The organism is Natrialba swarupiae, from assembly GCF_008245225.1.
GTDB classification, from domain to species: domain Archaea; phylum Halobacteriota; class Halobacteria; order Halobacteriales; family Natrialbaceae; genus Natrarchaeobius; species Natrarchaeobius swarupiae.
This window is the reverse complement of sequence record NZ_VTAW01000021.1, coordinates 36,061-48,268: the sequence shown is the minus strand read 5'-3', so window position 1 is coordinate 48,268 and position 12,208 is coordinate 36,061. Positions and strand designations below refer to the sequence as shown.

General features: G+C 64.4%; 13 protein-coding genes. 9 read left to right on the top strand and 4 right to left on the bottom strand.

Going from position 1 to position 12,208, the window contains the following annotated elements; all coding sequences use genetic code 11:
- The first annotated feature begins 130 nt into the window (after nt 1-130).
- The gene (locus FYC77_RS14935) at nt 131-865 is read left to right on the top strand and encodes an MBL fold metallo-hydrolase (RefSeq protein ID WP_149082297.1); all 735 of its coding nucleotides are present in this window, start codon (nt 131-133) and stop codon (nt 863-865) included.
- A 39-nt stretch (nt 866-904) separates the two neighbouring features.
- Here the strand turns inward: FYC77_RS14935 and FYC77_RS14930 are convergent, their stop codons facing one another.
- Entirely contained in the window at nt 905-1,252 is a 348-nt protein-coding gene (locus FYC77_RS14930) for a hypothetical protein (RefSeq protein ID WP_149082296.1), read from the bottom strand.
- Nucleotides 1,253-1,500: 248 nt separating this feature from the next.
- On the opposite strand from FYC77_RS14930, the gene FYC77_RS14925 reads away from it, so the two are divergent.
- Nucleotides 1,501-2,202, top strand: a complete 702-nt coding sequence (locus FYC77_RS14925; RefSeq protein WP_149082295.1) for a phosphoglycerol geranylgeranyltransferase — start codon at nt 1,501-1,503, stop codon at nt 2,200-2,202.
- A gap of 81 nt (nt 2,203-2,283) precedes the next feature.
- The gene (locus FYC77_RS14920) at nt 2,284-2,931 is read left to right on the top strand and encodes a helix-turn-helix domain-containing protein (RefSeq protein WP_149082294.1); all 648 of its coding nucleotides are present in this window, start codon (nt 2,284-2,286) and stop codon (nt 2,929-2,931) included.
- 78 nt (nt 2,932-3,009) lie between these two features.
- On the opposite strand, the gene FYC77_RS14915 is transcribed toward FYC77_RS14920, so the two are convergent.
- On the bottom strand, nt 3,010-3,789 hold the full coding sequence (locus FYC77_RS14915) for an SIR2 family NAD-dependent protein deacylase (RefSeq protein ID WP_149082293.1): 780 nt from the start codon (nt 3,787-3,789) through the stop codon (nt 3,010-3,012).
- Between the two features lie 75 nt (nt 3,790-3,864).
- Nucleotides 3,865-4,530, bottom strand: coding sequence for a helix-turn-helix domain-containing protein (locus tag FYC77_RS14910; RefSeq protein WP_149082292.1), 666 nt, complete (start codon nt 4,528-4,530; stop codon nt 3,865-3,867).
- Between the two features lie 228 nt (nt 4,531-4,758).
- Between FYC77_RS14910 and FYC77_RS14905 the strand changes: the two genes are divergently transcribed.
- The gene (locus FYC77_RS14905) at nt 4,759-6,114 is read left to right on the top strand and encodes a cytochrome P450 (protein ID WP_149082313.1); all 1,356 of its coding nucleotides are present in this window, start codon (nt 4,759-4,761) and stop codon (nt 6,112-6,114) included.
- Between the two features lie 120 nt (nt 6,115-6,234).
- Here the strand turns inward: FYC77_RS14905 and FYC77_RS14900 are convergent, their stop codons facing one another.
- Complete coding sequence (locus FYC77_RS14900) at nt 6,235-6,711, bottom strand: cupin domain-containing protein (protein WP_149082291.1); 477 nt, start codon at nt 6,709-6,711, stop codon at nt 6,235-6,237.
- Between the two features lie 138 nt (nt 6,712-6,849).
- Here FYC77_RS14900 and FYC77_RS14895 point away from each other — a divergent pair, with 138 nt between their 5' ends.
- The 5 genes from FYC77_RS14895 to FYC77_RS14875 all read left to right on the top strand — a co-directional run bounded on the left by FYC77_RS14895 (nt 6,850) and on the right by FYC77_RS14875 (nt 12,143).
- On the top strand, nt 6,850-7,116 hold the full coding sequence (locus FYC77_RS14895; protein WP_149082290.1) for an antitoxin VapB family protein: 267 nt from the start codon (nt 6,850-6,852) through the stop codon (nt 7,114-7,116).
- The gene (locus FYC77_RS14890) at nt 7,117-7,488 is read left to right on the top strand and encodes a type II toxin-antitoxin system VapC family toxin (RefSeq protein ID WP_149082289.1); all 372 of its coding nucleotides are present in this window, start codon (nt 7,117-7,119) and stop codon (nt 7,486-7,488) included.
- Nucleotides 7,489-7,542: 54 nt separating this feature from the next.
- A complete protein-coding gene (gene aspS / locus FYC77_RS14885) occupies nt 7,543-8,847 on the top strand; it encodes an aspartate--tRNA(Asn) ligase (RefSeq protein ID WP_149082288.1) in 1,305 nt (434 codons plus the stop codon).
- A gap of 405 nt (nt 8,848-9,252) precedes the next feature.
- Nucleotides 9,253-11,241: an AAA family ATPase gene (locus FYC77_RS14880; RefSeq protein ID WP_149082287.1), complete on the top strand. Its 1,989-nt coding sequence runs from the start codon at nt 9,253-9,255 to the stop codon at nt 11,239-11,241.
- Nucleotides 11,242-11,306: 65 nt separating this feature from the next.
- Nucleotides 11,307-12,143: a pantoate kinase gene (locus tag FYC77_RS14875; RefSeq protein WP_149082286.1), complete on the top strand. Its 837-nt coding sequence runs from the start codon at nt 11,307-11,309 to the stop codon at nt 12,141-12,143.
- Nucleotides 12,144-12,208 lie beyond the last annotated feature (65 nt).

Sequence of the window (12,208 nt, the reverse complement as noted above, 5' to 3'; positions counted from 1 at the left end):
CGTGGTAAGGCGACCGTGACTGTCCGGCGCGTTCGCTGCTCCACCGGTTCGCTACCCACAGCCCTCCGTCGTTTGCACCGACGAGCCGGCCAGCACAATCCTTTTTCCCGGACCGGGCCCACGCTTTCGCATGCGCGTCACCTTTCTCGGAACCGGCAGCGCGATGGCGACCGGCGAGCGCTTCCAGACGGGAATTCTCGTACAGGAAGACGGTCGGACCCTCCTCGTCGACTGTGGCTCCGGCGTACTTCACCGGCTCCAGCAATCGGGCGTCGGCTACGAGTCCGTCTCGAGTGTCTTGCTCACCCACCACCACCTGGATCACATGGCTGACTTGCTCCCGTTGATGAAAGCCCGCTGGCTCGCCGGCGAGGAACACCTCGAGGTCGTCGGCCCCCAGGGAACGAAGGGGCTGATCGACGGCTTGCTCGAGGTTCACGAGTACATGCAGGAGAAACTCGAGTTGCGGGTGCGCGAGGTCCATCCCGGCGGGTTCTCCGTCGCCGGCTTCGACGTCTCGGCCTACGAGACGCGTCACTCGCTTCCCTGTCTCGCCTACCGATTCGACGACCGCTTTACGTTCAGCGGCGACAGCGAGGCGTTCGCCGGGCTGGCGAACTTCGCCGACGAGTCGGCGATTCTCGCCCACGACTGTTCCTTTCCCGACGACGTCGACGTCTCGAACCACCCGACGCCCGAACGGCTGGGGACGGCACTCGCAGGGACGGATATCGGCCGGGTCTATCTGACGCACCTCTACCCACACACCGACGGTCGCCACGAGGAGATGCTCGAGTCGATCGGTGCCCATTACGACGGCGACGTCAGATTTGCCGAGGATCTCACGACGATAACAGTCGAATAGCCACGATACCGGCCGAGTAGTGTCGAAAACCGGAGACGCCTACCAGCGTTTCGCGAAGACGTTCTCAGCCAGCCACCGGGCCGTTGGGCTCCGCCCGTTCTCGATACCGATCTTGCGGTCTCTGACTATATCGAGAACGATACAGACCGGGATACTGAACTGTCCAGCGAGGACGGCGGTTCGCGGAGTCGCCCCTACTGCGACGTATCCACCGAACATCGCCACACCGCCAACTCCGATACCGATCCAGCACCCGAATAGCACCCTCGAGAGGACGGGCACCCGGTCGATCTCTTCGTTCGTGAGGAGAACATAGTCGAACCCTTTCAGTACCGATGCGAATAGCATCGTTGCGCTGACTAACAGGATGAGGGAACCGTCACTCATTGTTCGTCCTGCCGATTTGTATCTCGACTGATCGGTTGCGTGTATTTTTCATGGCGATATATATTTGCACGATCTCGATCGTCGTTCTTGGTACGAGATCGCGCTACTGTGGCGCCACAGCGGTGCAGTTCGTCGAAAGGCCCACCGAGTCTAACCCCCGTTTCGATGGCGCAGTACGCCGGTCAGTCCGTTCCGGTTCTGTCGGCCGTTTCGTAGCGCTTTTGACGGTCCTCGGGTAACGGAGCGGTATGACTGCCCCCTGGGACGACTGGAATCACATTTTGAAGATCGATCCGGACAAGGACCTTCCCGAGGGGACTACCTACGGCGACCTCTGTGCGACCGGCACCGACGCGATCGAGGTCGGCGGAACGATGGGGATCACCGAGGAGAACATGGAGGCCGTCGTCGAGGCCTGCGCCGAACACGACGTTCCACTCTACCAGGAGCCCTCGAGTCCCGACGTCGTCATCGACAACGAGGCGCTCGAGGGCTACCTGATCCCGACGGTGTTCAACGCCGGCTCGCCGTTCTGGATCACGGGCGCTCACAAGGAGTGGATCAAGATCGACAACGGACTCGACTGGGAGCGAACGACGACGGAAGCCTACATCGTGATGAACCCCGAGGCGGACGTCGCGACCTACACCGAAGCCGACTGTGATCTTGGGCCCGACGACGTGGCCGCCTACGCAACCGTCGCCGAGCGGATGTTCGGCCAGGAGATCGTCTACGTCGAGTATTCGGGAACGCTTGGTGACGAGGGAGTCGTCCAAGCGGCGAGCGAGGCAACCGACCAGGCGACGTTGTTCTACGGCGGCGGCATCCACGACTACGACTCGGCGTATTCGATGGCCCAGTACGCCGACGTGATCGTCGTCGGCAACTTGGCCCACGAGGAGGGGGTCGGGGCGGTCCGCGAGACGGTTGAAGCCGCTCGCGACGCATAACTCCTGGTGATAGCCGATAAACGCTCTGAAAACGCCGATTTGGCCTAAACGGTTTTGCGTCTCCGGAGACCAGACCGAGTCATGAGTCTGCTCGCGGAGTTCGAAGCGGCCTCCCCCTCGCTGGTCCTCGGACCGACGCTCGAGGCGTTGCCGTCGCTCACGGTCGAACTCGAGCGACAGTACGCGTTGAACCCGGATCGTCCGATCCTCTTTTGCTGGACGCGATATCACGATCGAGACCGTCTCGAACGGAAACTGGACGACGACGAGACGGTCGACGAGTTCGATCGATTCGTCTACAGCGGCGACCAAACGCTCTACCGAATTCGACGGAGCGACTCTGACGTGATTTCGGCCTACCGTCAGTGGGTGGCGGCCGGCGGTGAGTTACTCGACTGTCTCGGATCCGAGGGCCGGTGGGAAGTCGAGATGCGGTTTCCGGACCGCGAATCGTTCGCGGAGTACCACACGTTTCTGGAGAGCGAGGGCGTCGAGTTCGAACTCCATCGACTCGCCAACGGTGAGGCGGCTCGTCGTGCTGATGAGCCGAACGCGCTCACCGAGTCACAGCGAGAGGCGATCGTTCTCGCGTACGAGCGCGGGTTCTTCGACGTGCCGCGAGAGACGGACCTCGCGACGATCGCCGAGATGCTCGACATCTCCACGCAGGCCGTCAGCGAGCGACTGCGGCGAGGACAGGCGCGACTGATCGACGAACACGTGCTGTAGCGATCCGCGAGCCGAGCCTGTACCGATTCCGGCTGAGAGTACCGGCTCCTCTCGAGGCGACTCGAAGGCTGGAACGAGTTAATCGACGGATTCGACCAGCTCACGGAGTCGGGGGAGTACCTGCGTCACGTCCTCGCGGAACACGATGTCTGCGACGCCATCGCAAGGAGTCGACTCGAGATTGACGATTACCACCGTCGCGCCGGCGTCGGCCGCGAGCCGCGGGAGCGAGGCGGCGGGTTCGACGACGAGCGACGAGCCGATCGCGAGGAAGACGTCGGACTCGCGTGCACGGGACTTGGCGCGCTGGATGACGGCAGCCGGGAGCTGCTCGCCGAAGAGGACGACATCGGGTTTGAACGCGCCACCGCACTCACACCGCGGCGGTAACTCGCCGTCTTCGGCCCGCTCGAAGATCGGATCGGCGTCGCGGCGGTTCCCACAGTCGACACACCGAACGCGTCGGGCGTTACCGTGCAGTTCGAGGATCGCCGGATCGCTCTCGGCGTCGGTCGACTCGAGTGTCTCGCCGTGGAGTCCGTCGGTGTTTTGCGTACAGATCGCCTCGAGTGGGCCACGTCGTCCGAGCGCGGCGAGCGCCTCGTGGGCGGCGTTTGGCTCGTAGTTCCCGCCGAACAGTTCTCGCTGGAGTTCGACGCGGTCCGCCCAGAACCCTTCGGAGTCGCGCTGAAATCGGCCGTAGGTGAACTGTCCCTGGTCGAATCGGTCCCAGACGCCGTCGTCGCCGCGAAACGTCGGAACCCCCGACGGAGCGGAGATGCCGGCGCCGGTCAGCGCGACTGCCGAGTCCGCCGGTCGGAGGTCGGTTGCGAGTCGCTCGAGACTCGTCTCGTCCATACCGGAGCGTGGGCGGCAGTCGGTAAAAACACGGAGGTGGACGTAGCGATCGGGACGTCGGGACAACGGCCCTCGTCAGCCGCGTCGGTACGACGCCGCCAGCTTCCCTTCGATCCGCTGGAGGTGCTCCCCGACCGTTCCCGCCGAGATGTCGAACTGCTCGGCGAGTTCGCGGTGGGTCGTCTCCCGTGGAATTTCGTAGTATCCCTCCTCGAACGCGTGGTCGAATAGCTCCCGCTGGCGGTCGGTCAGCGACGGCGAGAACCGTGTCGCGTCGGGTTCGTATCCGCTCAGCCGCTGGAGGTCGAGGTCGACGCCGTCGGGGAGATCGGCCGCAGCACGCTGGATCGCGCGACTCGTCCCGAGGACGCGGATCTCGAGGGCGCGGTCGTGGCCCTCGGCTCCGACGAACGTCATCGGCCAGTCGACGACGATCTCGTGTTCGCGAAGGATCGCCAGCAGATCGGTCATCCGGCCGGCAGTCCGGTACTGGACGGAGGCGATGCCGCGACCGTTCGCCCCCGCCACGTCGAACTCGAGGACGTCGGGAACCGCCGCGAGCAGTGTCCGAGCCGCCTCGAGATCGCCGCGAAGCTCGAGCAGTTCGGTACACAGCCGGTCGTGGATCGGGTCCAGGTGGCGAATCGACTCGAGAGAGACCGCTTCGCTGCGCGCGAACGCGTCGTCGACCTCGTGGAACTCCCCCGCCGTCCACGTCAGTACGACCGTCGCGACTCTCACGGTCGACCACCAGCGGTTCGAACGAGAGCGGCGAGTGATCGATCCGGTCGAGACACGGGGAACGCTCGGTTGGGCCGAGATACGACGGGCAACCACGCGGGCGAGCGACCGATCGGAGACCGCTCGAGCGCCGAGACGAGAGCCATGCAGAGACGTCCACTGTCAAACATAAATATGCCTCGTATGATCGGGTACAGATGGAGGGTGCTGGCTGTGCTCTACTCGAGCATGAGCGACGGCGAACCCCTCGTGGACGGCCAGCCACCGGGTCCCGACGGACTGCCGGTTCTCGGCAACCAGCTCGCGTTCCTCCGCGAGCCCTACGAGTTCATGACGCGGACGGCCCAGGAGTACGGCGACCTGGCATACTGGGAAGATCCCGGCGGTCCGATCTACCAGCTCAACCACCCCGAGTACATCGAACAGGTTCTCGTCCAGCGAAACGAACGCTACGTGAAGGGAGATCGGTTCCAGAACGTCCTCCGACCGATCACCGGCAACGGAATTCTGAACAGCGAGGGTGCGGTCTGGCGGCGCAACCGCCACCTGATCCAGCCCGCGTTCCACCCGGACCGGATCCGCGAGTACGCCGAGATGATGACCGAGTTCACCGACGAGGCCCTCGAGACGTGGAAGGCGGGCCAGACCCGGGACGTCCACGAGGACATGATGGAGGTAACTCTAAAGATCGTCGCCCGCGCGCTCTTCGGGGCGGACGTCGACGAGCACGTCCACGCGGTCGGCTCGGCACTCGAGGAGTTCATGGCGGCCACGGAGAGTCTCGCCCACTTCGTCCTCCCGCCGTCGGTTCCGACGCCCGCCCGACTGCGGATTCGGCGCGCCCGCGAACGGCTCGACGAGGTGGTTTACGCGCTGATCGAGGAGCGGCGGGCGAACCCGACCGAAAACGACGTCATCTCGAAACTGCTCGAGGGCGGGTCGAACGCCGCAGAAGGGAATGCCGCGCCGATGTCGCCCGAACAGATCCGCGACGAGGTCGTGACGCTGCTTCTGGCCGGCCACGAGACGACCGCGCTCTCGCTGACGCTGACGTTCTACGCGCTCGCGAAGAACCCGCACGTCGAGGAGCGACTGGTCACGGAACTGGAGGAGGTACTCGACGGACGACTGCCGACGATGGACGACCTGTCGGAACTCACCTACACCGAGCGCGTGGTCAAAGAGTCGATGCGACTCTACCCGCCGGTGCCAGGGATCATCCGCGAGCCGGTCAAACCCGACGTGATCGCCGGCTACGAGGTTCGTCCTGGGTCGACAGTCAGGATGCACCAGTGGGTCGTCCACCGCGATCCACGGTGGTACGACGACCCGCTGGCGTTCCGTCCGGAGCGCTGGACCGACGAGATGGAAGCCGACCTGCCGAAACTGGCGTACTTCCCGTTCGCCGCCGGCCCACGTCGGTGTATCGGCGACCGCTTCGCGATGCTCGAGGCGCGGCTCATTCTCGCGACCGTCTACCAGCGGTATCATCTCGAACTCGTTCCCGGAACCGACCTCGATCTGCGGGCGACGATCACTGCGCGGCCGAAACACCCGATTCCGATGACGGTTTACGAGCGCTGACGGAATCTCGTCCTCTTGGGCCGAACTCCGGAGGAACTCATATGGTTTACTGTAGATCAGTTCCGGTGAGACCGCGACCCAGACGGCGGTTTCACCGGTACATCGCGACAGTAATCCGTATCACTCCTCCCAGTAGTCGACGTCGTCGTCGGTCCGGTAGTACCCCGAGACCGTTCGCTCGTCCCGACCGCCCGGCGGGGAGCCGGCGTAGACGCCGATCTTGTCCATCTCGGGGTAGACCGTGATGTCGGGCTCGTTCATCGTCGACACCATCAGGTATCGCAAGGGTGCGTCGCCGTCGTTGACGATCTGGTGAGCACCCTCCTCGGCGGTCGGAAACGCCACGAAGTCGCCCGCCTCGAGTGACGTCTCCCCGTCTTCACATCGGAGTACGCCCTCGCCGTCCAGGACGAAGACCGCCTCGTCGTTTCCCGTGTGGTAGTGGTAGGGCCAGGACCGTTCGCCCGGCGGGAGTTCGTAGAGGCTACAGCCGAGATCGTCGGCGTCGGCGGCCTCCGAGAGCTGTTTTCGCCTGAATCTCGATTCGCCGCGGTCGTACTCGGTCCACTCGAGGTCGTCCTCGTTGATCGGATCCATGTGCCGGGGTGGTACTCACGGGGTGGAGAAAAATTCGGGTGACGACGCGGCCGGGTATCCGTTTCCCGAACGAGCCGGCATTACACGAGAGTTTGACATAATACACATATACACAGAACCACATATACAGATACACAGATGGGGAGTAAGACGATCAGCCTTCGCGACGAAACGTATCGGCGGCTTCACCGGGAGAAGCGCGACGGTGAGAGCTTCAGCGATGTCGTGGATCGATTGCTCGTCGACGACGAGGAGAACCCGCTTCGCGAGCTGATCGGGCTCGTCGACGACGATGAACTCGAGTGCGTCCGTCGCGAGTCAGCCGAGTTTCGAGACGACATCGGCTCGCGGTTCGGGGATACGGATTCGACTCGAGAAGAGGACAACGAGGATAGGAGGGCGTAGATGGTCCTCCTGGACAGTTGTTTCTTTATCGATCTCTTCGCCGAAGACGCCGGTGCAGTCGCGAAGCTGGAGGAGTTCGACTGGCGAGACGCGTCCGTGGCGACGCTCACGGTGACGGAAGTTGGGCGTGGGATCGAGGGATCGAACCGCGACCGATTCGAATCGATCGTCGACCGAATAGACGTCCTACCGTACGGATTGCCAGAGGCGAGGCGTGCAAACACCGAACACCGTCGACTCCAACGAGAGGGCCGAGCGATTGGAGCGGTTGACGCGATGATCGCAGCGACAGCAATCGAAGCCAACAAGACCGTCGTAACACGCAACGTTTCCGAGTTCCGACGAACGAACGCTTCGGTGACGCCGTACTGAACGCGACGAGTCCGAACGGTTGCGCTTAAGTTTCGGCTACGAGAACCGGGTTGTATGCAGGATAGAACCTACACGGCAGACGCCGAGCCAGGTGACGACGTCACCGTCGCCGGCTGGGTCCACGAGATCCGCGATCTCGGCGGCATCGCCTTCCTGATTCTCCGGGATACGACCGGCAAGATCCAGATCAAATTCGAGAAAGACGAGATGGACGAGGACCTCGTCGAGACCGGTCTGGGCGTCTCTCGAGAGAGCGTCGTCTCGGTGTCGGGTGCAGTCGAGGAGGAGCCGCGCGCGCCGACGGGCGTCGAGGTCACGCCGGCGTCGGTCGAGGTCGTCTCCGCGGCCGACCCCGAACTGCCCCTCGATCCCTCGGGGAAAGTCGACGCCGAGATCTCGACCCGGCTCGACAACCGGACGCTCGACCTCCGGAAGGAGGAGGTACAGGCGGTCTTCGAGATTCGCGCCGAACTCCTGCGTGCGGTTCGCGAACAGTTCCGCGAGTTCCGCTGTACGGAGATCACGACGCCGAAGATCGTCGCCACCGGCACCGAGGGCGGCACCGAACTGTTCCCGATCACGTACTTCGGCGAGGAGGCCTTCATGAACCAGTCGCCACAGCTGTTCAAACAGCTGATCGCGGGCTCGAACGTCGAGCGGGTCTTCGAGATCGGCCCGATCTTCCGCGCGGAAGAGCACAACACGCCGCGACACCTGAACGAGGCGACCTCGATCGACTTCGAGGGCGCGTTCTGTGACGAACACGACGCGATGGACGTCGCCGAAGGGATCGTCACAGCCGGCTACGAGGCGATCGCCGAGAACTGCGAGGCAGAACTCGAGGCGCTCGGCCTCGAAGAGGAATTCGAGGTACCCGAGGGCGAGTTCCCCCGGCTCTCATACGAGGAGGCCATCGAGCGCATCAACGCGACGGGCGAACTCGACGAGCAACTCGTCTGGGGCGACGACCTCCCGACGGAGGGAGAGAAGGCGCTGGGCGACGACGTCGGCGGTCACTACTTCATCACCGACTGGCCCAGCGAGATCAAACCCTTCTACATCCAGGACCACGACGACGACGAACAGCTTTCGACCGGCTTCGACCTGATGCATCCACGGATGGAACTGGTCTCGGGTGGCAAGCGCGAACACCGACACGAGAACCTGATCGAGGGCTTCGAGCAGCAGGGACTCGACCCCGACCAGTTCGAGTACTACACGAAGATGTTCAAGTACGGCATGCCGCCCCACGCCGGATTCGGGCTCGGCGGCGAGCGCCTCGTGATGACGATTCTCGGTCTCGAGAACATCCGAGAGGCTGTGTTGTTCCCGCGAGACCGGCAACGGCTGTCGCCATAGGCGACGCCGTGGCCCGTCGAGCGGGAGCAGGGAGGAGCTTTGCTCCGACCGTGTTCCCGCGAGACCGGCAACGTCTGAGCCCGTAGACGAAGACGTTGAGAGCCAGCGAGACGAGCGGTGCGTGGTTCTCGTTACACTCGAACCACGACGCCGAACGGCGAAGCCGTGAACGAAGGGAGTCTCGCAGGACCGTCAGCGCCTGTTGCCGCGGACGAGGGTGGGACCACTGGGAAGACCCTCGAACCAACGAGCGAAAGCGAAGACGCCACGATTTTTCGCGTGACTCGACGAGCGGTTGATCTCGCCGTCGAATCGCCAGCTCGTCGTCCGACTCGAGTGAGGGCCCCCGAAACCGCACCACACGGATCAGAAGCGTTTTGTTGGACTAAAATCATATCGGTCCCAATGATAAATTTGCCTGCCGCCGCCCAGATCGGGCCGTCGAGCCCGCTCGTGCCGAGTGCGGGTACGTTTCTGGTGTTCGTGCTCGCGTTCGGGGCCCTCGCGATCGCTCTTCGGACGGTCTCCTGGATGGCGGCCGTCCAACTCGATCGGCTGGTGCTCGCAGTCACGTACGTCGTCGGCGTGCTGGGATACGCGCTCACCAGCGACCCCGCGCTCATCTTCGCGCCGCCAACGGCGACGCTCGGGTGGATGCTCGTCGGTCGATACGTCGGCGACTCTCCTCGAACGCCGCGTCAGTCCGGGGGCGACGGCCCCGTCCGCCAGCCTCGAGGCGGGGACGGCAACGACACCGGACTCGAGGCCGACCAGCTCGATACGGAGCCGCCGGGACACGACTTCTCGGACGTCGGCGGGATGGACGAACTCACGGACACCCTCCACGATCGGGTGATCGATCCGCTGACCCGAAAACAGGTGTACGATCGGTACGGCATCGGGGCGGTCAACGGCGTTCTCTTCTACGGGCCGCCCGGTTGCGGGAAGACGTTCGTCGCGAGTGCGCTCGCGGCTGAAACGGGCTACAACTACGTCGAGGTCTCCCCGACGGACGTCACGAGCAAGTACGTCGGCGAGGCCGCCGACAACGTCGCGACGGTGTTCGAGGCCGCCCGCGAGAGCGAGCCGTGTCTGGTCTTCATCGACGAGATCGACGCGATCGCGAGCGACCGATCGGGTCGGATGGCCGTAAGCGAACAGCAGATGGTCAATCAGCTGTTGACGGAACTCGAGAGCCAACACGATTCCGAGATCGTCGTCTTCGCGGCGACGAACTACCTCGAGGACGTCGACGACGCCATCCTGCGGTCGGGCCGGTTCGACGAGCGCATCGAGGTCCCCCCGCCGGACCGGCAGGCCCGCCTCGAGATCCTGCGGCTCGAACTCGCGGACGCGCCAGTTTCGGAGACCGTCTCGCTCGAGGCGATCGCGGACGCGACCGCGGGCTACGCCTCGAGTGACGTTTCGTTGCTCGCCACGGTAGCGATCCGTCACGCGATCGCCGACGAGTCGCCGGTCGAGCAATCACACCTCCAGCAGGCCGTCGACGAGACCGACACCAGCATCCCGAACTGGCTCGACCGGTACGAGGACCGGTTCGACGAGGACCTCGGCCGGTGGTCGTCGGACGATCCGGTCGCGTTCGACGATCTGGCGGGGATGGACGACCTCGTTGCAGAACTCGAGCGGCGGGTACTTCAGCCGGTACGCTATCGCGACGGCTACGAGCGCTACGACGTCGATCCGGTCGACGGCGCGTTGTTGTACGGTCCGCCGGACGCGGGGAAGAGTTCGCTCGCGCGATCGATCGCCGCGGAACTCGGGCGGCCGATCGTCGAGGTGAGCCCCGACCGGTTCCACAGGGAGTCCGTCGACGATCCGGCCGACCGCGTCGCGGAGCTCGTCGAGGACGCGCGTTCGACCGCCCCGAGCGTGTTGGTACTCGACGACGTGGACGAACTTGCGCCGGAGTCGGGCGGTTCGCGGGCGACCGCACGCGTCGCGGCCCGACTCGAGTCGCTGTTGCCGACGCTCGAAGAGGACGTTTTCGTCGTGGCGACGGCGCGAGCGATCGAACGAGTCGACGTCGACGTCCTCCACGCGGGGGCGTTCGACGAGCGACTCGAGGTGCCACCGCCGACCGGGGAGACGCGCGTCGCGATCCTGACGGACGGACTTCCGGACCGGTTCGTCGCCGAGACCGTCGATGTCGACGCAGTGGCGGAGGCGACGGACGGGTTCAGCATCCGTGACGTTCGCTATCTCGCGGGACGCGTCGCCCGCGACGCCCTTCGAGAAGAAACGCGGATCACGACCGACGGAATCGTGGAGACGGCAGACGAGATCGAAGCCACCCTCGAGGAGTGGCGCGGTTCACGGACCGGCGGACTCACGCCGGAGGCGGTTCCCGACGGGAGCGGTCGGGGTCGCTGATCGCACTGGCGCGGTGTCGAGTACTGAGCGAACAGTATATAATGGGCGAGTCGCAAGGAACGCCAATGGGTGAGGAGGCGACGGCGTTCGTTCCCGGGCACATCACGGGTTTTTTCAGCGCACATCCGGACGAGGATCCGACGAAAGCTGGCTCTCGAGGAGCCGGGGTGACGCTCACCGACGGCATCGAGGTGACGGTCGAGCGCGTTCCGGAAGAGGCGTCATCGACCATCGTCCTCGACGGTGAGGAGACCGAGATCGAACCGGTGTCGACCGTTCTCGAGACGATTGGGGTTTCTGCCCGCGTCGAGGCGCGCTCCGAACTCCCGCTCGGGGCCGGGTTCGGTGTCTCGGGCGCGACGGCACTGGGGACGGCCCTCGCGGCGAATCGAGTGTTTACCTGCAAGCTCTCGTTCAACGAACTGGTGACGGTCGCCCACGGCGCAGAGGTGCGGGCCGGCACTGGACTAGGTGACGTCGTCGCACAGGCCCGCGGCGGCGTGCCGATCCGTCTCGAGCCGGGGAGCCCGCAGGTGAACAAGCTCGACGCAATACCCGCTCGAGCGCGCGTCGAGTACGTCTCGTTCGGCGAACTCTCGACGCCGGAGGTGCTCGCTGACGACACCGAACGGCTCACGCAGGTCGGGACGGAGGCACTATCGAAGCTGGTCGAGGAGCCGACGCTCCTCTCGTTTATGTACGCCTCGCGGGCGTTCGCTCGCGAAACCGAGTTACTGACCGAACAGGTCGCACGAACGATCGGCGACGTCACCGACGCGAACGGACAGGCGTCGATGGCGATGCTGGGGAACACGGTCTTCGCGCTCGGAACGGGGCTCTCCGACGCAGGATACGATCCGAACGTCTGTGCGACTCACCCGGCCGGTGCGATGTTGAAGTGACGATTCGTGAGGTGATTCTCGGCCAACACGTGGCCATAAACTTATTAACTAACGTTCTAGTTATG

What these genes read in the sequence shown, in the direction of transcription:
- FYC77_RS14900 (WP_149082291.1), bottom strand. Translation starts at nt 6,711, where the DNA reads ATGGATCCGATCAACGAGGACGACCTCGAGTGGACCGAGTACGACCGC.
- aspS (WP_149082288.1), top strand. Translation starts at nt 7,543, where the DNA reads ATGCAGGATAGAACCTACACGGCAGACGCCGAGCCAGGTGACGACGTC.
- FYC77_RS14890 (WP_149082289.1), top strand. Translation starts at nt 7,117, where the DNA reads ATGGTCCTCCTGGACAGTTGTTTCTTTATCGATCTCTTCGCCGAAGAC.
- FYC77_RS14925 (WP_149082295.1), top strand. Translation starts at nt 1,501, where the DNA reads ATGACTGCCCCCTGGGACGACTGGAATCACATTTTGAAGATCGATCCG.
- FYC77_RS14905 (WP_149082313.1), top strand. Translation starts at nt 4,759, where the DNA reads ATGAGCGACGGCGAACCCCTCGTGGACGGCCAGCCACCGGGTCCCGAC.
- FYC77_RS14895 (WP_149082290.1), top strand. Translation starts at nt 6,850, where the DNA reads ATGGGGAGTAAGACGATCAGCCTTCGCGACGAAACGTATCGGCGGCTT.
- FYC77_RS14875 (WP_149082286.1), top strand. Translation starts at nt 11,307, where the DNA reads ATGGGTGAGGAGGCGACGGCGTTCGTTCCCGGGCACATCACGGGTTTT.
- FYC77_RS14935 (WP_149082297.1), top strand. Translation starts at nt 131, where the DNA reads ATGCGCGTCACCTTTCTCGGAACCGGCAGCGCGATGGCGACCGGCGAG.
- FYC77_RS14930 (WP_149082296.1), bottom strand. Translation starts at nt 1,252, where the DNA reads ATGAGTGACGGTTCCCTCATCCTGTTAGTCAGCGCAACGATGCTATTC.
- FYC77_RS14915 (WP_149082293.1), bottom strand. Translation starts at nt 3,789, where the DNA reads ATGGACGAGACGAGTCTCGAGCGACTCGCAACCGACCTCCGACCGGCG.
- FYC77_RS14920 (WP_149082294.1), top strand. Translation starts at nt 2,284, where the DNA reads ATGAGTCTGCTCGCGGAGTTCGAAGCGGCCTCCCCCTCGCTGGTCCTC.
- FYC77_RS14880 (WP_149082287.1), top strand. Translation starts at nt 9,253, where the DNA reads ATGATAAATTTGCCTGCCGCCGCCCAGATCGGGCCGTCGAGCCCGCTC.